The sequence below is a fragment of the Neobacillus camarae genome, assembly GCF_054950115.1.
Window position 1 is genome coordinate 1 of sequence record NZ_JBUCKX010000005.1, and the last position, 23,274, is coordinate 23,274.

At 41.7% G+C, this 23,274-nt stretch carries 22 protein-coding genes; 20 read left to right on the plus strand and 2 right to left on the minus strand.

The features are described 5' to 3' along the window. The 9 genes from ACY8D0_RS24970 to ACY8D0_RS25010 form a co-directional block, all read left to right on the plus strand. Positions 1 to 374, plus strand: a 374-nt coding sequence (locus ACY8D0_RS24970; protein ID WP_462413176.1) for a hypothetical protein, incomplete at its 5' end; no start/stop codon positions are given. Then, entirely contained in the window at positions 346 to 873 is a 528-nt protein-coding gene (locus tag ACY8D0_RS24975; RefSeq protein ID WP_462413177.1) for a stage II sporulation protein M, read from the plus strand. The genes ACY8D0_RS24970 and ACY8D0_RS24975, both read left to right, overlap by 29 nt. A 12-nt stretch (positions 874 to 885) precedes the next feature. Next, positions 886 to 1,476: a hypothetical protein gene (locus ACY8D0_RS24980; RefSeq protein ID WP_462413178.1), complete on the plus strand. Its 591-nt coding sequence runs from the start codon at positions 886 to 888 to the stop codon at positions 1,474 to 1,476. A gap of 14 nt (positions 1,477 to 1,490) precedes the next feature. Further along, on the plus strand, positions 1,491 to 2,213 hold the full coding sequence (locus tag ACY8D0_RS24985; protein ID WP_462413179.1) for an ABC transporter ATP-binding protein: 723 nt from the start codon (positions 1,491 to 1,493) through the stop codon (positions 2,211 to 2,213). Positions 2,214 to 2,220: 7 nt separating this feature from the next. Next, positions 2,221 to 3,513 carry an HlyD family secretion protein gene (locus ACY8D0_RS24990; protein ID WP_462413180.1) on the plus strand — a complete coding sequence of 431 codons (1,293 nt, stop codon included), beginning with the start codon at positions 2,221 to 2,223 and terminating at the stop codon, positions 3,511 to 3,513. After that, positions 3,497 to 4,162, plus strand: a complete 666-nt coding sequence (locus ACY8D0_RS24995) for an ABC transporter ATP-binding protein (protein WP_462413181.1) — start codon at positions 3,497 to 3,499, stop codon at positions 4,160 to 4,162. Before ACY8D0_RS24990 ends, ACY8D0_RS24995 begins: the two co-directional genes overlap by 17 nt. Before the next feature lie 4 nt (positions 4,163 to 4,166). Beyond that, positions 4,167 to 5,360, plus strand: a complete 1,194-nt coding sequence (locus tag ACY8D0_RS25000) for an ABC transporter permease (protein ID WP_462413182.1) — start codon at positions 4,167 to 4,169, stop codon at positions 5,358 to 5,360. Positions 5,361 to 5,377: 17 nt separating this feature from the next. Further along, on the plus strand, positions 5,378 to 5,569 hold the full coding sequence (locus tag ACY8D0_RS25005) for a hypothetical protein (RefSeq protein ID WP_462413183.1): 192 nt from the start codon (positions 5,378 to 5,380) through the stop codon (positions 5,567 to 5,569). Between the two features lie 399 nt (positions 5,570 to 5,968). Further along, entirely contained in the window at positions 5,969 to 6,298 is a 330-nt protein-coding gene (locus ACY8D0_RS25010) for a globin domain-containing protein (protein ID WP_462413184.1), read from the plus strand. 136 nt (positions 6,299 to 6,434) lie between these two features. Here the strand turns inward: ACY8D0_RS25010 and ACY8D0_RS25015 are convergent, their stop codons facing one another. Next, entirely contained in the window at positions 6,435 to 7,328 is an 894-nt protein-coding gene (locus ACY8D0_RS25015; protein WP_462413185.1) for a CPBP family intramembrane glutamic endopeptidase, read from the minus strand. 325 nt (positions 7,329 to 7,653) lie between these two features. Between ACY8D0_RS25015 and ACY8D0_RS25020 the strand changes: the two genes are divergently transcribed. From ACY8D0_RS25020 to ACY8D0_RS25065, 10 genes are all read left to right on the plus strand, one after another. Next, positions 7,654 to 8,910, plus strand: a complete 1,257-nt coding sequence (locus ACY8D0_RS25020; RefSeq protein WP_462413186.1) for an amidohydrolase — start codon at positions 7,654 to 7,656, stop codon at positions 8,908 to 8,910. Between the two features lie 75 nt (positions 8,911 to 8,985). Next, the gene (locus ACY8D0_RS25025) at positions 8,986 to 10,581 is read left to right on the plus strand and encodes an ABC transporter substrate-binding protein (protein WP_462413187.1); all 1,596 of its coding nucleotides are present in this window, start codon (positions 8,986 to 8,988) and stop codon (positions 10,579 to 10,581) included. Positions 10,582 to 10,754: 173 nt separating this feature from the next. Then, a complete protein-coding gene (locus ACY8D0_RS25030; RefSeq protein WP_462413188.1) occupies positions 10,755 to 11,708 on the plus strand; it encodes an ABC transporter permease in 954 nt (317 codons plus the stop codon). Positions 11,709 to 11,738: 30 nt separating this feature from the next. Continuing rightward, entirely contained in the window at positions 11,739 to 12,641 is a 903-nt protein-coding gene (locus ACY8D0_RS25035; RefSeq protein WP_462413189.1) for an ABC transporter permease, read from the plus strand. Positions 12,642 to 12,676: 35 nt separating this feature from the next. Then, positions 12,677 to 13,678, plus strand: a complete 1,002-nt coding sequence (locus ACY8D0_RS25040) for an ABC transporter ATP-binding protein (protein WP_462413190.1) — start codon at positions 12,677 to 12,679, stop codon at positions 13,676 to 13,678. After that, positions 13,668 to 14,678: an ABC transporter ATP-binding protein gene (locus tag ACY8D0_RS25045; protein WP_462413191.1), complete on the plus strand. Its 1,011-nt coding sequence runs from the start codon at positions 13,668 to 13,670 to the stop codon at positions 14,676 to 14,678. The genes ACY8D0_RS25040 and ACY8D0_RS25045 overlap by 11 nt, the downstream gene beginning before the upstream one ends. Before the next feature lie 30 nt (positions 14,679 to 14,708). After that, on the plus strand, positions 14,709 to 16,034 hold the full coding sequence (locus tag ACY8D0_RS25050) for an amidohydrolase (RefSeq protein WP_462413192.1): 1,326 nt from the start codon (positions 14,709 to 14,711) through the stop codon (positions 16,032 to 16,034). A 147-nt stretch (positions 16,035 to 16,181) separates the two neighbouring features. Continuing rightward, positions 16,182 to 17,540, plus strand: a complete 1,359-nt coding sequence (locus ACY8D0_RS25055; protein ID WP_462413193.1) for a CapA family protein — start codon at positions 16,182 to 16,184, stop codon at positions 17,538 to 17,540. A gap of 31 nt (positions 17,541 to 17,571) precedes the next feature. Continuing rightward, positions 17,572 to 19,020, plus strand: a complete 1,449-nt coding sequence (locus ACY8D0_RS25060; RefSeq protein WP_462413610.1) for a M20 family metallopeptidase — start codon at positions 17,572 to 17,574, stop codon at positions 19,018 to 19,020. Positions 19,021 to 19,394: 374 nt separating this feature from the next. Continuing rightward, positions 19,395 to 20,606, plus strand: a complete 1,212-nt coding sequence (locus ACY8D0_RS25065; RefSeq protein WP_462413194.1) for a threonine synthase — start codon at positions 19,395 to 19,397, stop codon at positions 20,604 to 20,606. 57 nt (positions 20,607 to 20,663) lie between these two features. Here the strand turns inward: ACY8D0_RS25065 and ACY8D0_RS25070 are convergent, their stop codons facing one another. Continuing rightward, positions 20,664 to 21,560 carry a LysR family transcriptional regulator gene (locus ACY8D0_RS25070; protein WP_462413195.1) on the minus strand — a complete coding sequence of 299 codons (897 nt, stop codon included), beginning with the start codon at positions 21,558 to 21,560 and terminating at the stop codon, positions 20,664 to 20,666. A 138-nt stretch (positions 21,561 to 21,698) separates the two neighbouring features. On the opposite strand from ACY8D0_RS25070, the gene ACY8D0_RS25075 reads away from it, so the two are divergent. After that, a complete protein-coding gene (locus ACY8D0_RS25075; protein ID WP_462413611.1) occupies positions 21,699 to 23,258 on the plus strand; it encodes an ABC transporter substrate-binding protein in 1,560 nt (519 codons plus the stop codon). The last annotated feature ends 16 nt before the right edge of the window (positions 23,259 to 23,274 follow it).

Below are 23,274 nucleotides of genomic sequence, written 5' to 3' on the forward strand. Positions count from 1 at the left end.
ATTTATTTTTATCCATCATATTTCGGATCAATTGGCTATCATCCATTAGTCTTATCCCGGTTTATGGAACCTTTATTTTGTTGTACAGCTTCGCCGTAAACTATTTTAATTCATATAAAACATCGTATCAAAATGATTTAGCCATCCTCGACAAATATGCATCATTAAAGAGTATTGCCGTTTCGATGTTCATTGTATATTTGGATATTAACTTTATGTTTATCATAAAGACACTTATCCCTAATCCTTTTGCCACATTGCTCATCGTGATCTTCGGTTTCCTTGTGCATTTTGCCGTCTATCTGGTATTTATCCAAAAAATCAAAAAGGGCTGGAAGAATTTTTATGGAGAGTACGCCAAATCTGTCTATTAGAAGGGTAGATAAAATCATTGTCATAAGTTATATTCTTACCATTTTCATTCTAACCCTATCGTTTATAGGTGGATATTATTCCGAGGATACACATATGAAAGATAACATGACGTATTCCTTTGCCAAAATTTTGGTCAATAATATGACCCTTTCCTTTCTATTATTTTTGGGAATCCTTAGTTTGGGTTTGGTCAATATTGGATTAGCCATTTTAAATGGATTCACCATTGGCTCCGTCTTTTCCTATGGAGTGAACCATTGGGGAATATTCGATAGCTTGTTAAAAATAGTCCCTCATGGAATATTTGAAATTCCATCGATGATTATTAGTATTTCAGTAGGGTTTCTTCCAATATTATTGATGATTCAAATGGGGAGAAGCAAAAACAGGATTAACGTTAAATTTTACATAAAGTACATTTTTTTCGCGCTATTGGCCGTCTGTTTGTTAAACATTCTTGCTGCATTGATTGAGGCCAATATTTCAATGAAGTTATAGGGGGGATATGATATGGCGAAAAATGTTCTATCTAATAGATTGTTCATTGTTGTTCTATTATTGATGTTCATTTTCCTATATGCCTTTTTTTATGAACGATCTACAACAGGGATTTTTTTTATTTATCGTGATTTAGAACAGACTTTACAATCGAGTTTTTCTGAAGCGGAGCTCAATAAAATCCAGCAGTTTTTCCAAATGCTCAATAGTATGTACTTCCAAATTCCGGTCCAATTTATCAATACATTATTTAACTTATATGTTACTAGTTTTATTTTGTACGTGGGCCTGAGGGTGCAAAAAAGATGGAAGAAGAAGAGTCTGTCGAATTTAAGTTATTCCGACATTATTACGGTTTACTATACTAGCTTATATGCTGTTATGTTAAACTTTGCGATTCAAGTCGTGATCATGATTTCCACACACAATACAGTAGATATTTTGGACAATCGTTACTACCTACCTTATTGGGGACTATTTACGTTGCTCCAGGTAGGGATCATCATCTATGGGCTGTTTAAAAAATATCGGGTTTTATTGTTTCCGGTTATTTTATACAGTTTGATTTTCCTTGTTCAATTATGTTTTCAGTGGATCATTTAATCGGGGTGTTACATATGGAAGATGTATTAGCAGTACGTAATATTTCAAAAACCTATAATCAAACTAATAAGGTTCTTGATGATATTTCCATCAATATTAAAAGAGGGCAGATTGTTTTTCTGGTTGGGGCAAATGGGGCGGGGAAAACCACATTAGTCCAAATCCTATTAGGGATTTTAGGCTGCGATGAGGGGGAAATCATTTTTCAAAACCAAACCTTGAAACAGCCTTTTCCAACGGAAGTGAAAAAAGAGTTTGGTTACATGCCGGATGAGCCATTATATATCGAGTACTTATCCGCTCTTGGAAATTTACAGTACTACTGCGCTCTATATAAGAAAAATCTCCCAAATAAAGAGCTTGAACGGTTATTAGCGGCCTATGGATTAGATGGAAAAAATCGTAAATTGGTGAAAAACTTTTCTCGAGGCATGAAACAAAAACTGGCTCTTTGTTTTATTGATATCATCAATCCTAAATTAATTGTCATGGACGAACCGACGATTGGATTGGATCTTGTTAGTATTGAATTTTTGAAATCACATATTTTACAATTTGCCAAACAAGGCCAATCCCTGTTTATCACCACACATGACATGGCCTTTTGTCATTCTATAGCCGATGAAATATATATCTTAAATAATGGAAAGGCATCGAAATTACAACATAAATATAAGCTAACCAATGAACAAGATTTGAACGCAGCTATATTAACTGAACTTAGTGAATTAGGGTGAATCGGGGATGGAAGGAAAAGGTTTTCTACATAACAAAAGATTATGGACTATCATCATTTCTCTGTTGGCGGTTTTATTAGCGGCATTTATCTACTTTATCATCCTGCAATTAAAACCACTTGAAATGAAATCAACTCAAGCAAAGGAACAAAGCAAGTATTATACCATAAAAGGTCCTGAGCCAATTTCAATAGATGGAACGATTTATCCAGAAGAGGAACAAATCGTTACTAAGCTATTATTCAATGAACAATATGAAACCGAGATTGCGGTAAAGGATGGGCAGCTGGTCAAAAAGGGTGACTTGATTCTAACCGCCATTAATAAGGAAATGAAAGACCAGGCACAAATGAATGATGATAAGATAGCAAAACTACAAAATGATATTACGAAAAAAGAATCTCAAATAGCAAGCCTATCGAATGAATTAAAAAAGTTAGATAGTGATGTGCAAACCATATCGCAGCAAATCCAAACCCTTACTCGGGAAATTGACAGTACTTCGACGGTTCAGACTCAAGTAACTGCTGACAGCGATGAAACCAATCAGGTTCCGAACAGTGGTACCAATAATACGGAACAGGACGTCCTGTTGAAAAAGAAGACTGCTGAATTAGCAACCTTAACGGACAAGCGCGAAAGTCTGAAAATGGACATCGAACAGAAGAAGGCAGAACAAAAGGTCGAAATCGATTCCGTTGAGGCGTTAACAGCAGAAAAAGAAGAACTGTTTAACCAAAATGAATACATAACGAAAAGAATGAAAAATGAAGTGTTTGCTGAGCAAAATGGAACGGTTTATTTTAACAATTACATTGGCCAACCTGAAACGAATGAATTATTGAAAATCGTATCGGATCCCTTAATTGTTCTAAGCGAAGTTTCCCAATTCGATTTTGAAGAAATCACCGAAAATGCACCCGTAACCATTCGCGATATTGTGTCTAATGGTGAATTCAAGGGAAAGGTTTTGAAAAAACTTCATTTGCCAAAAGATGCTGGCAATGAATCTTCCCGATTCCAAGTTATATTTGCCATAGAAGGCGATATTCAGATTGGATATGATGTCGTAGTCACGCTTAAATCAGAAAAAATTGACCTGCCGCTAAATACCATTGAGGAAGACGAGCAGGGAAATCAATATGTTTACCTTAAACAAAAAAATAACGAGGATTTAAAAAGAAAAATATCTTGCGAAAAGACGATTAACCAAATCTGTCAGTTAAATGATCAAAGCCTGCAGATGAATGAACAAATTAAAGTCCTGGGCACTGGTGATGAACATGATACAGTTAAGTAATCTGGATAAAGAATATTTTGTCGAGGGTGAAAAGATATCCGTTTTAAAAAATATAAATTTAAATATTGCAAAAGGTGAATTTATTGCGATAATGGGCAGGTCAGGGTCAGGTAAGTCCACACTTTTAAATATATTAGGTTTATTGGACAATGACTATCATGGTGTATTTCTGTTGGAAGGCAGGGATATAACCAAACAATCCGATAAGGAAATTTCCAAATTGAGAAATCATATGATCGGATTTGTGTTTCAGAAATTTAATTTACTAGACCGTTACACCATATACGAAAATCTTCAACTGCCGTTGCTGTACAGTAACCATTTTATCTCAAGAAAAAGAGACATCTTGCTTTCACTTGATCAAGTGGGTATAAAGGATAAAGCCAATAAATATCCTGCCCAATTATCTGGCGGCCAGCTCCAACGGGCTGCGATTGCCAGGGCGATCATCAATAATCCGGAGCTCATTATTGCTGATGAACCCACCGGTGCATTAGATAGTAAGACATCAGAGGAAATTATGCGAATCTTTAAGAGAATTCACGAGAACGGAACGACCATCATCCTTGTTACGCATGATCAGAAGATAGCCGATTATGCAGAGAAAACCATCTTTTTATCCGATGGAATCATTACTCAAATGGTGTAAATACATGAAGACGATACCGGTTATGTACATGGCTGTAAAGGCCATTTTTAAACAGAATATCAATCGGGCCATCCTATCGATTATTGGAGTAGTGATTGGTGTGGCTGCTGTCATTACTGTTGTTTCAATCGGAAGAAGTTTTGAAAAATATACGATTGAAAATCTGACAGGAAAGAACGAAGATGGCATTCGGATAGTGGTCAACTTTTTTCCAGAAAATGAGGAGTTATATCATAATAACTTTTCGTTCTTTGATGAACGTGATGTCAACTTACTAACATCAATCGATGGAATTCATAAGGTAAGGATGAAAGAAAACGACAATGAAGTCCTCAATGTAGATTATGACCTGGAGCAAAAATTACAGGGAACCACAGATGTCTCAAAACAAACAAAAACAATCGAAACAGAATATATTGGGAGAACGGTAACGGATACAGATGAAATGTACCATTCAAAGGTAGCGATGATTCCGAGCGATTTGTTGAATGCGGATTTGGGGCATAGTTCGATTTTTTTAAACAAGACCATCAAACTAAACGAACAGACTTTTACGATTATCGGTATATATGAGGCCCAAGATCAGCTCACGGGCTCCAATCCTATTTTCGTACCTGAGAATACATTTAATCAATATTTTGGCCAGAATAATAAATTTCAATATGTAGAATTTTATGTTAACGAACCAAACCGAATCAATGCCATCATCCATGAGATACAGCAGAAGCTAGCCAGTGAGGGGATCAACAGGCACTTAGGAACCTATGACATTACCAATACATCTGCCGTTTCTAAAAATATCTCCCAACTCTTTTCCGTCATTACGATGGTGGTTGCCTCCATCGCCGGCATTTCCCTATTTATTGCCGGTGTCGGAATTATGAATATGATGTATACTAGCGTTTCGGAACGCAGGCGTGAAATTGGTGTAAAACGGGCTTTAGGTGCTACTAAAAAACAGATTATGCATCAATTCCTTTTAGAGGGAATACTTATTTCTTTATTGGGAGGTTGCATTGGCCTCCTCTTTGGATGGTTATTATCCCAATTCCTGTCCATTTTCTTCCCATTTCATGTTCAAATTGATTCTTTTACAGTATTGCTGGCTATTGGCATTTCGTCTATTGTTGGGATTGTATTCAGTTTTGTTCCAGCAAAAAAAGCAGCGGCTCAAAACACTATTGCCATTTTACAATAAAAGGGGGTATGAAGGGAATGGGAGTTCTTCAAATGACTCTGTTAGCATTTGTCGCTATTATTATCATCATTACCGTATTTATCGATTATGCCTTTTATTTAGGGTATAAAAAGGGTGACATTACTTTTAAAAAATCAATTCTTTTTAACGTATTGTGCTCATTATTTGCCGTAATCGTTTCTTGTATCCTGCTAGCATTTGTATTTTAATATCATTTTCTTTTTTAAATAGAAAAATCTATTAAAGAAGGGTGTTGACTTCCGCTTCAGTCGCTCAGCAAACCCGTTGGCGTGCCGGGGAGCCTCGTCGGCGCGGTAAGCGCCTGAGGGGTCTCCCCAGCCCCGTAATCCCGCAGGAGCCGAGCTTATCCGCTCCATCAACAGAGTATATAAAAAAGCGACAATATCGTTTAACAGAGCCTAATAGAAAAGGCAAACGAGACTAAGGCTTTTTCATTTGTTGTAAAAACGGATGAAAGGCTTTTTTTCGTGGGAAAAGATGATTTTCCGATTAAATTTGTTATGTTATGATATAAATCACAAATCCTTTATTGGGTTTACACTATACTAATAGTAGAAAAACATTTTCATTAAAAGAGGGATAGGACTATGACGATTGCATTGGAACAAGAAAAAGTAAACGAGTTGGTGGATCGTTTTTATAAAAAACTGTTAAATGACTTTTACTATGTTTCCATATTTAAAGAAAGGGGTGTGGATATTGAGCAGCTGAAGGAGCGCCAACGGATGTTTATTAACCGCTTAGTTTCCGAAGATGCTTCAGAGGGGAATGAAACGCACGTTTCTCAGGTAAAAGAGAGGCACCCCTTCAAGATTGCTCCAGAAAGGGCGGAGAATTGGTTCTATACCATGAAAGAAACGATTGACGAAATGGACCTGGACGTAAGCGTTAAGAAACAACTTAAAGAGAAAATTTAGTTTTTAGCTATTAAGTAAAATGATATAAAAAGGCATAGTATCAAGAATTACATATCTTTATCTAATTACGTTTTTGATATGATCAAGAAAAGAGGAAAGTGACTTTGCCATTTCTGGAAGGCCACTGTCCTCTTTTCTAAAGTCTGGTGAATTTGTATTTCTTCAATGAAAAGAATAGGAAAAGACCAAGAGTAACGAGGGTCCACATGAGTGAGGTGGCAGGATTAATATTGTGGATAACAAATAGGGATGGAATGTTACCAAAGGCAGAGTCCTTCATCGTGAAGAACCACCCCAACATCATATTATTCGCAGCGTGCGCTCCAATCGACAATTCACTGCTGTTCGTTTTTACGGTGATATAACACCAAATGGATCCGGTTATCACATAATCCGCTCCAACCAATATCGGGGAGTATCCCATTTCGGGATTGACGAAATGGAGGGCGCCAAAAATCGCACCGGCTATTAGAGATAAAAGAAACGGTAGGCGAATCCACTTCCCGATCAACTGCAAGAGATATCCTCTGAAAAATAATTCCTCACAAGTCGTCTGTATGGGAGTTAAAACCAGAACGAGCACAAATAAAATTAAAAAATCGGGAACTCTAATATCGTTGAATGAGTAATCCCCAGGGTTTAACATAGCATCGATGATGGAAGTCAGACCCTGGATTACAAAGAAGATAATAAATCCGAAACCAATTCTCTTCCAATCTACTTTTCTATAGGGAGTAATGAGAGATGTGAATGTTCGTTTATGAATGAAACGAATCGCAACAAACAGGCCCAACAGCCAAAACAAAAATTGGGAATTCATCAAGGCGAAATACAGTAACGGGTTAATTCCTACAAAATCTTCTTTTTCAAAATCAAAATAGGTATGTGGGTTTCCATCTGTATCCACGATCCAGTCACTAATCATGACATATGGAAGCCCTCCGGCAAAGATAAACAGAACAATGACAATTAAAGAAGACACATACCGTTTCCAGCTATTCTTTCCTTTTTTTACTGTAATAAAATCCATTTTTATGAACTCCATTATTCTAATAGATTTATTAAACCTCCAAATTATTACACTATCAATGAGATATACAATGTAGTTTTATGAAAAGGCTGCTCAAGTTACTTGAGCAGTTTTTTATTTTGTTTCACAGGAAGGAAGATATTTAAAAAGATTATGCAAAATTATCCAAATTTATGACAACGATTAAAAAAACTAATCTTGATGATATAGAATACTAATTTTTCTTATTATCTCAATTTTGTTATTATTCTAATAAATTAAAGACAGGTTGTCAAAGTATCTGACAAAGTCTTACAAAAATTGAAAAGAAAAGGGGGAAAACTTCATGGACGTCATACAGTTAAGAAGAGATTTTCACCGTTATCCCGAATTAGGGTTTACTGAATTCCGAACAGCATCTAAAGTGGTGGAAATACTGAAATCATTAGACTATCACGTCTTATATGGCCAGGATGCAATCGATTCTGACTCAAGACGAGGGGTTCCTTCTGAGCATGAATTAGAGGAAGCGTTTAAAAGAGCTGCACAAAATGGGGCAGACCCAGCCATCATGGAAAAAATGAAAGGCGGCCATACAGCAGTTGTTGGCGTGTTAAAAGGCAAAAAGGAAGGTCCGACAGTTGCTTTCCGATTTGATATCGATGCTTTGCCAATCCAAGAAAGCCAAGCTGACGAACATTATCCAAATATAAAGGAATTTGGTTCCAAGTTCAAAGGAAATATGCATGCCTGTGCCCATGACGGGCATACGGCAATGGGGCTGCTGCTGGCTGAAAGTATGGCAGACCGGGAATTTGCCGGCACATTGAAATTGATTTTTCAACCAGCAGAAGAAGGCGGACGCGGCGGGTATGCCATGGCCCAAAAAGGGATTGTCGACGATGTGGACTACCTGTTTTGCTCGCATCTTGGCTTGGACCTTCCGCTTGGTGAAGTTCATGGGGGAAATTCCAAATTCTTGGCTTCTTCTAAACTGAAAGCCTATTTTTACGGCGTTCCATCCCATGCCGGAGGAACTCCTGAAAAAGGCCGAAATGCCTTATTAGGGGCAGCCACGGCCTTGCTAAATATCCATGCCATACCTCGGTTCAGCGGCGGGACAACCCGGGTAAATGTCGGAGTCTTAGAAGGCGGCACCGCGGCCAACATTATCCCTAGCGAAGCTTCCATGGTGATAGAGGTCCGCTCCGATTCAGGTGACATAAAGGAAGAACTATCGGAGCGAGTTAAAACCATTGTCGAGCATAGTGCCCTGATGCACGGGTTAACATCCAGCATCGGAGTCATTGGCGAAGCCACGACGATACAGCCGGATCCCGAAATGATCTCCGTCGTTCTTGAAGAGGCCAAGCAAATTGATGGGTTTACTAGTTTCAAAGAAGATTGTGACATTAGTTTGGGCAGTGAAGATGCTTCTTTCCTAATTAAGCGGGTTCAGGAAAGAGGCGGGAAGGGAACCTATATGAATATCGGCTCTCCGCTGCCAGCCCCGCATCACCATCATCAATTTGATATCGATGAAGCTGTGCTGCCATTAGCCGTTCAACTTTTGGTAAGAATCGGAAAACGCATGTTAATTTAATAGAATTCTATTTTATCAACTATACATACCGTTTTCCGAATTTTTTATAACCAATTAAAAAAAGGGGGTTTATTTATGACAAAACGTTTTAAAAAGTTCAGTTGGCTCCTCACCGTTCTTCTTTTGCTATCTGCTGCCCTAATCGGATGCAGTTCGGACAGCACGAGCGGAGAAAAAAAACCAGCCAGCGGTGATTCTGCTGTGAAAAAAGGGGGAGACCTTCAGGTTGCGATTGATGCACAGCCGCCAACACTTGATCCCCAAGTTTCCACCACCACTGCCACCAAAGAAATTGCCAGACATATCTTTGAGACATTGCTGGTGCTGAATCCGGATTATGAAGTGCAGCCGATGCTGGCCGAGAAAGTCGACAAAAGTGATGATGGGTTAACCTACACCTTCCATTTAAGACAGGGTGTTAAATTCCATAATGGCAAGGAAATGACAGCTGAGGATGTTGTGGCATCCATGAATCGCTGGTTAACCGTATCGACACGTGCAGCCAATGCGATTGGAAAAGGTCAATTTACCGAAAAAGACAAATATACGGTTGAATTAAAAGTTGAAAAGCCAACCGTCGGCGTATTGGATGTTATTGCATCCACCAATCAGTTTGCCGCGATTATGCCGAAAGAAATTATTGAAAATGCCCCTAAAGAAGGCGTTAAGGAAATTGTTGGGACAGGCCCATTTAAACTTGTGGAATGGAAACCGGACCAATATATTCAAGTAGAAAAATACGATGATTACAAGCCAGTCGAAGCTAAGTCTGACGGCTTGGCAGGTAAAAAGGAAGCTTTCGTGGACAATATTTTCTTTAATGTAGTCACGGATGGTTCTACTAGAATGGGTGGTCTAACAACTGGCCAGTACCAGATTGCCTATCAAATTCCAAATGATAACTATGAACAAGTCGACAGTTCCTCCGACATGAAACCAATCTTAAATTTATATGGCGGACTAACCTTTGTGTTTAATAAAAAACAGGGCCCATTTACCGACCAAAAGCTCCGCCAGGCGGTTAACACTGGCATTAATAATAAGGATGTTTTGATGGGAGCCTTTGGCAATGATAAATTTTATCGGTTGGATAATGGCTTAATGTACAAAGACCAAGCCAAATGGTACACAGATGCCGGAAAAGAATATTACAACCAACATGATAAAGAAAAAGCGAAACAATTATTAAAAGAGTCAAGTTATAAAGGGGAAGAAATCCGCATTTTGACAACTCGTGATTACGAGTACAGCTATAATTCCGCTGTGGTTTTGAAAGAAGAATTAGAAAAAATCGGGATTAAGGTAAAGCTGGACGTCGTCGATTGGGCAACACTAACCACAAAACGAAATGACCCGGCTTCCTGGGATGCGTTCATTACCGGTTTCTCTCCTGTCTCACTGCCGACACAAACCTTGCCGTTAGACCCTGGTTATGCTGGCTGGCCGGTGGATGAAAAGCTGCAGCAGTATACGGAACAAATTCGGACAGCTGCGTCAGATCAAGATGCCTATAAGGTATGGGAACAGATGCAGGAATATGCCTGGAAGGAGTATGTCCCATACATCAAAATTGGCGATTACTATACGTTCCATGCCTATAGAAATCAAGAAATCAAAGGAAATACTTATTTTGAAGGAATGATTCTTTGGAATACAAGTCTGACAAAATAATCACTTACTAGATAACAAGAGGCTGTCTTGGGTGGGATGCCCCTCACTGCTGAAACCATATGGACATTGGAGCCATACGTTCAACTAGGACCTTATAGCAGTGAGGTTTCACCTTGCTTTTTGCCGGCCTCTAATAATCTGTTCATTTTTCTGCTGAAGGAGGCTTGTTTTATTTGAAATCATATATCTTAAAACGGATTTTCTCACTCATACCGGTTCTTTTAATTGTTTCGATTGTGGTTTTTATGATAATCCATTTGACCCCAGGTGACCCGGCAGCCGTGATGCTCGGTCCTGAAGCCAGCCAGGAAGATATCGCGCAATTGAAGAATGACCTGGGACTGAATGACCCAGTTTATCAACAATATTTCCATTGGGTCGAAGGGGTATTCCAAGGAGATTTAGGCGATTCGTTTTTTATGGATAAACCCGTAACGGCTGCCATAGTGGAGCATCTTGGCCCGACTATTTCGTTAGCCATTTTGTCGCAAATTACCGCCATTCTGATCGCCTTACCTTTAGGAATAATCGCGGCCAGAAAGCGGGGCACTCTTACCGACCAAACGTTTATGGGAATTTCCTTGTTAGGAATCTCCATCCCCCATTTCCTCTTCGGACTGTTCTTGATTATTATTTTGGCCATTAATTTAAGGTGGCTTCCAGTAGCTGGATACCGCCCATTAAGTGCCGGATTCTGGGAACATCTTAAATATCTCATTATGCCTGCGATTGCCTTGGGCACTGGCCAAGCCGCACTGATTGCACGGATGACCCGATCGTCTATGGTGGAAACCCTGAACTTAAATTTTATTAAAACAGCTAGGGCAAAAGGGCTCCATGAGCGGAAAGTGATCTATAAGCACACTTTAAGAAATGCTTTTATCCCAATTTTAACGGTTATTGGACAAACCTTTGGAACACTCGTGGCCGGGGCGGCCGTTACCGAAACGGTATTTAACATTCCCGGCATTGGCCAATTGATCATTAATTCAGTAGAACGAAGAGACTATATGGTCATCCAAGGTACGGTTCTAATGGTTACCGTCACCTATGTTCTGATCAATTTAATCGTCGACTTGCTCTATGGTGTCATTGACCCGCGGGTACGATTGAAAAAAGAAGCGTAAACATACTTTGTCCTGAATGGAGGTTTTGGAATGGAACTGGTTGTGGAAAAAAAGCGGCAATTGAGCGATTTTAGACGGGATATTAACCGGGAAAGAAGACGTTTGTTTGTCCGCCGATTTTTTTCAAATAAATTGACGGTAACAGGAAGTGTCATCCTCCTGTTGACTCTGCTTATTACGTTAGTAGGTCCGTTGCTCTCGTCTTATACTCCCTATGAAATGGTCGTGTCGAGCAGGTTAAAAGCACCTAGTGCAGATCATTTGCTTGGTACCGATAACTTGGGCCGCGACCTATTTGCAAGGGTCGTCTATGGGGCAAGGGCCTCCATGGGTGTCGGATTGTCTGTTGCCATTATCACATCGATCCTGGGAATGATCATTGGTTTATATTCCTCCTATTATAAAATTTTGGATCATATTTTAATGCGGATTTGTGACGGCTTGATGGCCTTTCCGGCGATTTTGCTGGCTATCGCTTTAATGGCAGCGTTAGGGACGAAAGTAGAAAATGTCATTATCGCTTTAAGTGCCGTTTTTACCCCTTATGTCGCACGGGTGGTGCGTTCAGCGGCACTGGTCGTACGGGAACAGACGTATATTGAAGCGATGAAGGCCCAAGGAGCTTCGTCGCTAAGAATCATCTGGGGACATATCGCGCCCAATACTCTATCCCCGTTGATTGTTTACGCAACCTTTATTTTTGCGGATGCGATTATTATCGAAGCCGGATTGAGCTTTTTAGGTGTAGGCGTACCGGCACCGGATCCGAGCTGGGGAAACATCCTGTATGATGGAAAACTGGTTATTTTTAATGCATGGTGGATGACCTTCTTCCCGGGGTTTGCCATTATTTTAAGTGTATTGGGCTTAAACCTGTTTGGCGATGGATTAAGAGACTTATTAGACCCGCATACAAACCGGGCGAAGAAATAATTGGGGCAATCGAGTGATGAAGGAGGCATTTGAAAATGGGAGATCACCTGCTAGAGGTAAATAACCTTAAAACTCATTTCCAAACTGAAAGAGGAAAGGTCACGGCTGTTGATGGAATTTCCTTTCATGTAGACCGTGGTGAAGTGTTAGCCATTGTGGGGGAATCCGGATGCGGAAAGAGTGTGACAGCACAATCAATTTTACGTTTATTTGAAGAAAATGGGGTCACCACTTATGATGGAGAAATTAATTTTGAAGGAAAAAACCTTTTGAATGTGTCCGGATCTGAAATGAGAAAAATTAGGGGAAACGACATATCGATGATCTTCCAAGATCCGTTAAGTTCCCTTAATCCTGTTTTTACGATTGGAGACCAAATCATGGAGCCGATTATGCTCCATCAAAAGCTTTCGAAAAAAGAAGCCCATCAAAGGGCAATTGAAATGCTGAAATTAATCGGGATTCCGGCGCCTGAGCAAAGGATTCATGAGTATCCTCACCAAATATCTGGAGGGATGCGGCAGAGGGTCATGATCGCCATAGCCCTTGCTTGTCAGCCCAAACTGCTGATCGCGGATGAACCGACAACGGCCTTGGACGTGACCATTCAATCGCAGATATTGGAATTGATAGACAGCCTGAGACAGAAATTGGACATGGGCATCATGCTGATTACCCATGATTTAGGTGTCGTCGCCCAGCACTGTACAAGGGTTGCCGTTATGTATTTAGGGGAAGTGGTGGAAGAAGGGGATGTGGATTCCTTATTCGAAAATCCGCTCCATCCCTATACGCAAGGACTAATCAATTCGATTCCCCAACTCACAGGCGACCGGAATCAAAAGCTCTCAATTATCAAAGGTATGGTCCCTTCATTGAATGACATTCCAAAAGGCTGCCGATTTGCTCCAAGGTGCCCTTATGCAAGTGCAAAGTGTATGAGCGAAAAACCGGAATTAGAAACGCTGGATAACCATAAACGAATTATGTGCTGGAACTATAAAGAGATAGAGGAGGCTGTATCGAATGCAACATGAAGCGGTAAAATGGGAGCCACAACCGGAACCAGAGAAGGAGAAAAAGCTTCTAGACATAAAAGGTATTAAAAAATACTTTCCAGTTAAAAATTCGATAGGGGTCACCCAGAAATTTGTGAAAGCGGTCGATGATGTCACCTTTCATTTATACGAAGGAGAAACGTACGGTCTGGTTGGCGAGTCTGGCTGCGGAAAAAGTACCCTGGGCCGGACCATCTTACGGTTGACCGCCCCTACGGAAGGTGAAGTCTTTTTTGGGGGAAAGGATATTTTTAAACTATCAGACTCAGAGTTTAGGAAAGAACGGCAAGACCTGCAAATGGTGTTTCAGGACCCGTATTCTTCATTAAACCCGAGAAAAAGGATTGGAGACAGTATCGCCGAACCGATGGTGATCCACAAAATCGGAACCAGTCAAGAGCGGATGGAGCGGGTTTTTGACATTCTGGAAAAGGTGGGTCTCCATGCGGAAGCGTATTATCGCTTTCCCCATGAATTTTCTGGCGGCCAGCGGCAGAGAATTGGTCTGGCCCGAGCATTGGTCGTGAACCCCAAGCTGGTCATTTGTGATGAGCCGGTTTCAGCCCTTGATGTATCGATTCAATCGCAGATTATCAACCTTCTCGAAGATTTACAGGAAGAGTTTGGACTGACCTATTTATTTGTCGCGCATGATTTAAGTGTTGTAAGGCATATTTCCGATCGAATTGGCGTCATGTACCTGGGAAAAATGGTCGAGGAAGCAGAGACGGATGAGCTTTTTGCCAATCCGCTTCATCCGTACACTCAGGCATTATTATCGTCCATCCCACACCCAAATCCGAAAATGAAACAAGAAAAGATTAACCTAACAGGAGAAATTCCTTCTCCTATTAATCCTCCGTCTGGGTGCACTTTCCATACTAGATGCCCCTTGGCGAAAGACATCTGTAAACAAGTTGTACCGGAAAGGGTTGAAAAGGCACCGGGCCATTTTGTGGCATGTCATTTACAGCAATAGTCCCTCAAAAAATACAAATGGGGTGAAGAAATGAAAACGGAGATGAACAATTTAATAGAAGAAATTTTTTCAGAGATGATTGAGTGGCGAAGGGATTTTCATCAGCATGCTGAATCCGGATGGCTCGAATTCCGCACCGCGTCTTTAGTGGCTGAAAAACTGGAAGAGTGGGGGTATGAAATCAAAATCGGAAAAGAAGTTATTGATACCCAAGCAAGAATGGGGGTTCCTCCAGAGGAGGTCTTGCGGCTGCATGAACAACGGGCGCTGGCGCAAGGAGCCAATGCCAAATGGCTGGATTCCGTAAAAGGCGGATATACCGGTGTGGTGGGAATCCTTGAAACCGGTCGCCCCGGACCAACGATTGGCCTTCGCTTTGATATGGATGCGCTGGATTTAGTGGAAGCAAACGATCCGGAACATGTCCCGGAAGCCATGGGTTTCCGTTCCATAAATGAAGGGATGATGCATGCCTGCGGCCATGATGCCCATACCTCGATTGGATTAGGCGTGGCGAAATTGTTTTCCGAGATAAAGGAGGAATTGTCAGGAACAATTAAGCTGATTTTTCAGCCGGCGGAAGAGGGAGTCCGCGGCGCCAAATCAATGGTTGCCGCCGGTGTATTGGATGATGTGGATGTGTTTTTTGCCAATCATATCGGGACAGGCGTTCCGCTAGGAGAGGTAGTTTGCTCCAATAACGGCTACTTGTCGACAACCAAAATCGATGTCACCTTTTCTGGAGTATCTTCCCATGCAGGCAAAAAACCGGAAGACGGCAGAAACGCGTTGCTTGCAGCGGCCTCTGCGGTCCTTAACCTGCATGCAATTCCCCGTCATGGCGGCGGCAACTCCAGAATCAATGTGGGGGTCCTAAACGCCGGAACCGGAAGAAATATTATTCCGTCCTCCGCCAAGTTAAAGATTGAAACCCGTGGTGATAACCCTGAGGTCAATGAGTTTATTTTGGCCAATGCTATCCAGATTTTGAAAGGAACAGCGATGGCCCATCAGGTGGATGTTGACATTGACATCGTGGGAGAGGCCAAATCGGTGGAATGCAGCGAAGAACTTGCGGAATATGTTCAGCAATCCATCCAAAATATTGAGGAAATTGAGCAGGTTCATTTACTTACGAATGAAAGCTCAGGTTCTGAAGATGCGACCTATATGATGGAAAGAGTCAAAAGAAACGGGGGCTTAGCGACCTTTGGCATCGTAGGAACCACGCTTGCGGCCGGTCATCATAATGAAAGATTTGATATTGATGAACGGGGTATGAAAATCGGCGTAAAGGTAATGGCCCAATTTGTTTTGAATGCCAAAAACCTGAAGGTAAATAAAGCGGTAGTTTAATATTTTTCTAATACAGGGAGCCCCCCGCAGGCGCTTATAGCACCGAGGAAGTTCTCCGGCACGCCCGCGGGTTCGCTGAGCTTCTTTCGCTGCAATCAACAGCCATATTTAATAAAAAAATAAAAAAAGAGATAGGGGTGCCAGGATATGAAGGAAACGATTTCTTTTGCAGCCACCGGTGATTATCTGCCAACACGACGGATCCCCAGTTATGAGGATGCAAGCTTTAAAAATATCGAAAAAGTTATTAAGCAAGCGGATGGAAGGATTACCAATCTCGAGATTAGCATTTTGAACAAGGAAGGTACCCCCGGAGCGATTCCAGGCGGGACACATATCAGAACCACGCCAGACCGGCTGGACGATTTAAAGGCGTTTGGATTTAATCTTGTGGGTACAGCTAATAATCATGCATTTGACTATGGATTTGACGGACTCGAAGCGACAAACCATCACTTGGACGAAGCCGGCATTCTACATACAGGCACCGGAGAGAATTTATATGAAGCGGGAAAGCCCGTTTTTCTAGATACCACCGCAGGGCGGATTGGGTTTATCTCGGTTTCAGTCGTTTCCCATTTGACCCACATGGCAACGGAACAAAGGCATAATATCAAGGGGCGCCCGGGAATCAATGGTCTTCGCCATATACGCAGGCATATCATCAGTTCAGAAGAACTTGCGGTGTTGAAGACGATTGCCGATAAAACAGAGGTGAATTCATTCACGCAAATGTCGATTAAAGAAGCGTTTATGCTGCCCTTTCCGGAAGGCACGCTGCCATTTGGCAGGGATCAATACGGATACCCGATGGTGTTTGAAACGGGAGAAGAGCAGGGTCTTATAACAGAACCCAATGAAAATGATATGAAACGCATCGAAGGGGTCATTGATGATGCTTTACGACAAGCAGATTATGTGATGGTCAACTTCCATGCCCATGAAATGAAGGGGACCAATAAGCGGATTGGCGCTGACTTTGTGGGGAAAGCGGCGAGACGGTTTATTGATGCGGGTGCTCATGGAGTGATTGGCCATGGTCCGCACACCATGAGGGGCATTGAAATTTACCGTGGAAGGCCGATTTTTCACAGCTTGGGGAACTTTATTTTCCAAAATGAAACGCTGGATGCCTTGCCTCAGGATTTTTACGACAATCATAAAATCCCTAATGAATTTGGTGTCATGCAGGCAATGGACAAAAAGTCGTTCAATGGCACGAAGGGATTGTTAAGTATTCCGGAAATGATGGAGTCCGTCCTGCCCTTCTGGACCATGAAGGATGGAGAAGTAATCGAAATAACCTTATACCCGTTAGAACTTTCGCATGGAAAAAAACGCCATCAAAACGGATTTCCGGAAATTACGAAGAATGAATCGATATTAAAAAGACTGCAAGAGCTATCCGAACCGTTCGGAACAAACATCATCATTGAGGATGGAATCGGGAAGATATATGGGAAAGTGACATCTGAAAAAATGGCATCGGAGGTCAAGTTTGTCTAGTGATAAGATGAAACGAATGAACGGGGGAGAAATGATTTTGAATCAAGTAGATTGGTTACATGATTTTATCGAACAAACACAGGAGAAATGGACGTCGATTAGTGACTTTATCTGGGAAAATCCTGAAACAAGATTTGAGGAATATGTATCCAGCAGGTATTTATGTGAGCAGCTCAAAAAAGAGGGATTTTCGGTTATAACTGGAGTAGCCGGCATTGAGACAGCTTTTATCGGGGAGTTTGGATCCGGAAAGCCGGTCATTGGTTTTTTGGGTGAGTTTGACGCCTTGTCTGGATTGAGCCAGAAATGTGATGTGGACTACCAGGAGGCGATACAGCATGGGGGCAACGGCCATGGATGCGGCCATAATTTATTAGGGACCGGTGCTTTGGCCGCTGCTGCCGCCTTAAAAAAATATATGGAAGAAAATCAAGTGAAAGGGACCGTCCGCTTCTATGGCTGTCCCGGTGAAGAAGGCGGATCGGGAAAAACCTTTATGGCCCGTGAAGGGGTATTTGATGATGTGGATATCGCACTAAGCTGGCATCCTAAAAGCCATACAGGTGTTCAAGGCTGTAGTTCCTTAGCCAACATCCAGGCTTACTTTCGGTTTAAGGGAAGAAGCGCCCATGCGGCGGCCAACCCTCATTTAGGAAGAAGCGCGTTGGATGCGGTGGAACTCATGAATATCGGTGCAAACTTTATGCGTGAACACGTCAATCAAGAAGCGCGGATTCATTACGCCATCACGAACTCTGGCGGCATATCGCCAAATGTGGTCCAGTCAGAAGCAGAGGTTCTCTATCTAGTGCGGGAGAAAAACATGATGGAGACAGTGAAAATCTATGACCGTCTTTGCGATATTGCCAGAGGGGCCGCTTTAATGACGCAAACCGAGGTCGAGATTGTATTTGATAAAGCTTGCTCCAACTATAATCCCAACCATACATTGGGTAACGTGCTGGAACAATCCATCCAAGAGGTGGGAATGCCTTCCTATACCATGGAAGAGTACGATTTTGCCGAACGCATTTGGGATACTTTAACGGATGCAGAAAAACAAAATGCCGGGTATTGCGAGGAAATATGTTTACAAAACCTCACCATTCCTTCCGAAGGACCTTTCTTGACGGCAAAGCCGATTCCTTTTGACGGGAAGGGATTTCTTTCCGGTTCCACCGATGTGGGAGATGTTAGCTGGATTACCCCGACGGCGCAGTGCATGTATACGACTTCTGCTTTAGGGACAGTCCTTCATAGCTGGCAGATGGTCACCCAAGGGAAGTCATCCATTTCCCACAAGGGGCTGCTGCAGGTAGCCAAAGTTTTAGCGTTAACAGCCATTAAAGCTTTGGAAAATCAAGATATTATCAAACAGGCCAAACAGGAATTACAAGAACAACTGGCCGTACATCCATACAAATGTCCAATCCCAGCCGAAGTCAAGCCGTCCAAATTAAGGGAAAGTCTTTTTGTTTAAGGATCTGTTAAGCGATAATGTTGATTTTTTTAACTCTGTTGATTGGAGCGGAAGGCGCTCAACTCCTGCGGGAGTACGGGGCAGGGGAGACCCCGCAGGCGCTTCCAGCGCCAAGGAGGCTCTCCTGCACGCCCGCGGGTTCGCTGAGCGACTGAAGCGGAAATCAACAGCCAAATTTAACAGAGCCTTGTTTTAAAAAGTAATGTGTGGGCTGTCCAAGGGGGCAGTCCCTTTTATATCATTTCATTTTGGAAGAAAATTTATCATGAGAATTCTATATGATTCCAATAAAAAATATTCATTTCAAATATCTTAAACTATCAAGTATGATGATTTACAAATACTAGTCAATTGTCCGAAATGGAGTGGTATCAATGAACTACAGTTATGTATCCCATTTATATTGTCCTAAGTGCAGCAGTACCTATTCACATGAACAAAAGAATCAGTTATGCGCCTGCGGATCGCCTTTATTGGTGGAATACGATTTAGAAGAGCTGGGCAAGGTGCTATCGAAAGAAGAGCTGGCGGGCAGGGTCCCCAGCTTGTGGCGGTATCATGAGCTGCTTCCCGTCTGCGATGAAAAAAATGTCGTGACCCTTGGAGAGGGCATGACCCCGCTTTTACCCATGCCTGCGATGGGTGCGGATATGAATATCCCCAACTTGCTGATGAAAGACGAAGGCATCATACCTACTGGAACCTTTAAAGCCCGGGGTGCAGCAGTCGGTGTTTCCAAAGCGAAAGAATTAGGGGTAACAGAGCTCGCTATGCCTACCAATGGAAATGCCGGAGCGGCTTGGGCCCTTTATGCGGCAAGGGGAGGGATTCAATCTACCATTGTCATGCCAATTGATGCCCCGAAGATTACAAGAAATGAATCGGCCATCTCGGGTTCGAATCTGTATCTGGTGGATGGACTTATAAGTGATGCGGGGAAAATCGTAGCACAATCCGTTCAGGAATTTGGTTTATTTGATGCCTCGACATTAAAAGAACCGTACCGTATAGAAGGGAAAAAGACCATGGGGCTTGAGATTGCTGAACAACTGGATTGGAAGCTGCCGGATGTTATTTTATATCCAACAGGAGGCGGTGTAGGAATTATCGGTATTTATAAAGCACTGAATGAGCTTAAGAAATTAGGCTGGGTGGAAGGAGACCTTCCCCGTTTGGTCGCCGTTCAGGCGGAAGGCTGTGCCCCCATCGTTAAGGCATGGGAAGATGGCAAGTCTGAATCCGAATTTTGGAATGGCTCTGAAACGGTAGCATTTGGAATTAATGTGCCAAAGGCTTTGGGGGACTTTTTAGTGCTCGATGCCATTTATCAAACCAACGGCTGCGCAGTGGCGATTGAAGATGACGTTTTGCTGGAAGAACAAAAGAAGCTGGCGGGCCTTGAAGGGGCGTTTGTATGTCCCGAAGGAGCTGCCACTTTTGCAGCAGCCCGCAGACTGAGAGAACAAGGATGGATTAAAGACCAGGATGTAGTTGTTGCCTTAAATACGGGTATGGGAATTAAATATCCAGATACCATCTCTGTTGAGGTTCCGATTTTGCAAAAAGAGGAAGCCATCCTCAAGTAAATGGAAAACAGGTAAAAGCTATATTTTTCTAGATAATAAATTCATGACCAATATGTATTAAGCAAAAATGTCTAAGGTGGAATAGTTTTCTAGGAAGGATAAAAATAAGCTGACAGATTTCGGTTGAATGTCCATTTTAGGAATGACAAAGTAAAAATTGCGGACAATTGGGTTGTTTTTAATTCGTAAGGTATGTAATGTTTTTAATTCTAATTCTTTACGGATCGTATGCAAGGATAAAATGGATATCCCTAAACCGGCTTCAACCGATTCTTTAATAATTTGTGAGCTTCCAAACGAGCGGACTTCACTGGGTGAGAAGTTGTTTTCCGAGAAAAGTTGATTGATGGCTTGTCGGGTACCAGAACCAATCTCCCGGATAATCCATGTTTCTTCTTTTAAGTCATGCAGCTCCACTTCTTGCTTGGATGCAAGTGGATGCTTAGGAGAAACAATGAGAACCATTTCATCTTGGGCAAATGGCTGGAACTGTAATTTTGGATTCTCCACTATCCATTCCACGATGCCTAAATCTAATTCACCGCGAAGCAGTTGTGAAATAATTCGATGCGAGTTTCTGATAGCGATATTCGGCTTAATGAGTGGAAAATCTGTGGTAAATTCTGCGATGATTTTTGGCAGCAAATATTCCCCAAAAGTATAACTCGAACCAATGGTAATGATCCCGCTAGCTGAGTGTGACAAATCCTCTATTAAACGATTCATCCGATCGTAAAGGGAGAGTATTTGTTTGGCATGATGATACAAAATATCCCCGGCTTTTGTTAAGCGCACATATTTATTATTCCGGTCCAGTAATTTTAACTCATATTGTTTTTCAAGAACCTTTATGGACAAAGTAACGGCAGATTGGGAAATATGTAATGTCTCGGCTGCGCGTGTGAAGTTTTTCTTCTCGGCAACAGTAACAAAAGTGAGAAGATGATAATCCATTGCTACCTCCTTTAGAAATTTTTTAGATATTCAATTCAGAATATTATCTATATTCAAATACTATAATAACAAATTTGTTATTAAAATAGGTATAAAGTTCCTAAAAATACATTTGAAAGGATGATGATAGTGAAAAAAATGGCTTTTTTGATCCTGACTGTATTGGTTTTGTTGGCGGGGTGCAGCAGTGACACCACTTCTACTTCCACGAAAAAAGAAAGTAATAAAGAACAAACGGGAGGAACTTTAAAAATAGCGATTAATGCGCAGCCTCCCACTCTAGACACTCATTTAACGACGACAACAGTTGCTCTGGAGGTGACCAGGAATATTTTTGAAACCCTGGTCACTCAAAATGCCAATCAGCAGCCAGTCCCGATGTTAGCAGAGTCCATTGATAAAAGTGACGATGGTCTAACCTACACGTTTCATTTAAGAAAAGGGGTTCCATTTCATAATGGCAAGGAAATGAAGGCAGAGGATGTATTAGCATCAATGAACCGATGGCTCCAGCAATCATCCAGGGCAAAATTACTGTTGAGCGGGGCGACATTCGAGGCGAAGGATGATTATACTGTAGAACTAAAATTACAAACGTTTGTGGCCGATGTATTAGACATAATGGCAGGAAGAGGCCAATTTCCCGCCATTATGCCAAAGGAAGTCATTGAATCGGCCGGAAAAGATGGCATCACCGAGTATATTGGGACAGGGCCTTTCCAATTCGTGGAGTGGAAACAAGATCAGTATATCCGTTTGAAACGGTTTGATGATTATGCATCTGTCGATGAGGAATCTAGCGGTACAGCCGGTAAGAAAAAGGCTTATGTCGATGAAGTCTATTATTATATTGTAAACGATCCGTCCACGAGAATGGCTGGTGTTCAAACGGGTGAATATGATATTGCGACAGCTATGCCATACGACAGTTATGAGGATTTGAAAAGTAACAAAGATTTAAAAACTTATGTTTCCTTTGATCAAGGTACATTGAATTTAACTTATAACAAAAAGCATGGTTTATTCTCCAATCAAAAAATGAGAGATGCTGTGAATACAGCGTTGGATTTGGATGCGATCATGCTCGCAAGTTACGGAAATAAGGATCTGTATAAACTAAGTCCTGGTTATATGAGTATGGATCAAGTGGATTGGGCTACTGACGCGGGTAAAAAGTCTTATAATCTGGCCGATCCGAAATCTGCCAAAAATAAGCTGAAAGAGGCCGGTTATAACGGCGAAGAAATTGTTATTTATTCGACGCGGGATTACGAATATATGTACAATTCCGCAGTTGTTATAAAAGAAGAACTGGAACAAATCGGCATGAAGGTAAAGCTAGAAATCTTTGACTGGCCGACTCTTATTGAAAGAAGAGAAAATCCGGAAAACTGGGATTTGATGGTCGTGGGTACAGGGTATGTCACGACACCATCACAGCTATTGGTTGTTAATCCTAATTATGTTGGCTGGACCAACGACCAAAAGATGACAGAGATGCTTGCTAGCATCCGAACGGCAGGTACCCAAGAAGAGGCTAAAAACGGTTGGGAAGAATTACAAAGCTATATGTGGGATAACTATTTGCCATTTACCCTTTTTGGCCACTATTCTACGATTCTAACAACGTCCAAAAATCTTAAGGACCTAACTGTTTTTCAAGGTGCCATTCCTTGGAACGTAAAAAAGGTTGAGTAGGTTCGCCTAAAAAAGC

What these genes read in the sequence shown, in the direction of transcription:
- ACY8D0_RS24975 (WP_462413177.1), top strand. Translation starts at nt 346, where the DNA reads ATGGAGAGTACGCCAAATCTGTCTATTAGAAGGGTAGATAAAATCATT.
- ACY8D0_RS24980 (WP_462413178.1), top strand. Translation starts at nt 886, where the DNA reads ATGGCGAAAAATGTTCTATCTAATAGATTGTTCATTGTTGTTCTATTA.
- ACY8D0_RS24985 (WP_462413179.1), top strand. Translation starts at nt 1,491, where the DNA reads ATGGAAGATGTATTAGCAGTACGTAATATTTCAAAAACCTATAATCAA.
- ACY8D0_RS24990 (WP_462413180.1), top strand. Translation starts at nt 2,221, where the DNA reads ATGGAAGGAAAAGGTTTTCTACATAACAAAAGATTATGGACTATCATC.
- ACY8D0_RS24995 (WP_462413181.1), top strand. Translation starts at nt 3,497, where the DNA reads ATGATACAGTTAAGTAATCTGGATAAAGAATATTTTGTCGAGGGTGAA.
- ACY8D0_RS25000 (WP_462413182.1), top strand. Translation starts at nt 4,167, where the DNA reads ATGAAGACGATACCGGTTATGTACATGGCTGTAAAGGCCATTTTTAAA.
- ACY8D0_RS25005 (WP_462413183.1), top strand. Translation starts at nt 5,378, where the DNA reads ATGGGAGTTCTTCAAATGACTCTGTTAGCATTTGTCGCTATTATTATC.
- ACY8D0_RS25010 (WP_462413184.1), top strand. Translation starts at nt 5,969, where the DNA reads ATGACGATTGCATTGGAACAAGAAAAAGTAAACGAGTTGGTGGATCGT.
- ACY8D0_RS25015 (WP_462413185.1), bottom strand. Translation starts at nt 7,328, where the DNA reads ATGGATTTTATTACAGTAAAAAAAGGAAAGAATAGCTGGAAACGGTAT.
- ACY8D0_RS25020 (WP_462413186.1), top strand. Translation starts at nt 7,654, where the DNA reads ATGGACGTCATACAGTTAAGAAGAGATTTTCACCGTTATCCCGAATTA.
- ACY8D0_RS25025 (WP_462413187.1), top strand. Translation starts at nt 8,986, where the DNA reads ATGACAAAACGTTTTAAAAAGTTCAGTTGGCTCCTCACCGTTCTTCTT.
- ACY8D0_RS25035 (WP_462413189.1), top strand. Translation starts at nt 11,739, where the DNA reads ATGGAACTGGTTGTGGAAAAAAAGCGGCAATTGAGCGATTTTAGACGG.
- ACY8D0_RS25040 (WP_462413190.1), top strand. Translation starts at nt 12,677, where the DNA reads ATGGGAGATCACCTGCTAGAGGTAAATAACCTTAAAACTCATTTCCAA.
- ACY8D0_RS25045 (WP_462413191.1), top strand. Translation starts at nt 13,668, where the DNA reads ATGCAACATGAAGCGGTAAAATGGGAGCCACAACCGGAACCAGAGAAG.
- ACY8D0_RS25050 (WP_462413192.1), top strand. Translation starts at nt 14,709, where the DNA reads ATGAAAACGGAGATGAACAATTTAATAGAAGAAATTTTTTCAGAGATG.
- ACY8D0_RS25055 (WP_462413193.1), top strand. Translation starts at nt 16,182, where the DNA reads ATGAAGGAAACGATTTCTTTTGCAGCCACCGGTGATTATCTGCCAACA.
- ACY8D0_RS25060 (WP_462413610.1), top strand. Translation starts at nt 17,572, where the DNA reads ATGATTTTGAATCAAGTAGATTGGTTACATGATTTTATCGAACAAACA.
- ACY8D0_RS25065 (WP_462413194.1), top strand. Translation starts at nt 19,395, where the DNA reads ATGAACTACAGTTATGTATCCCATTTATATTGTCCTAAGTGCAGCAGT.
- ACY8D0_RS25070 (WP_462413195.1), bottom strand. Translation starts at nt 21,560, where the DNA reads ATGGATTATCATCTTCTCACTTTTGTTACTGTTGCCGAGAAGAAAAAC.
- ACY8D0_RS25075 (WP_462413611.1), top strand. Translation starts at nt 21,699, where the DNA reads ATGGCTTTTTTGATCCTGACTGTATTGGTTTTGTTGGCGGGGTGCAGC.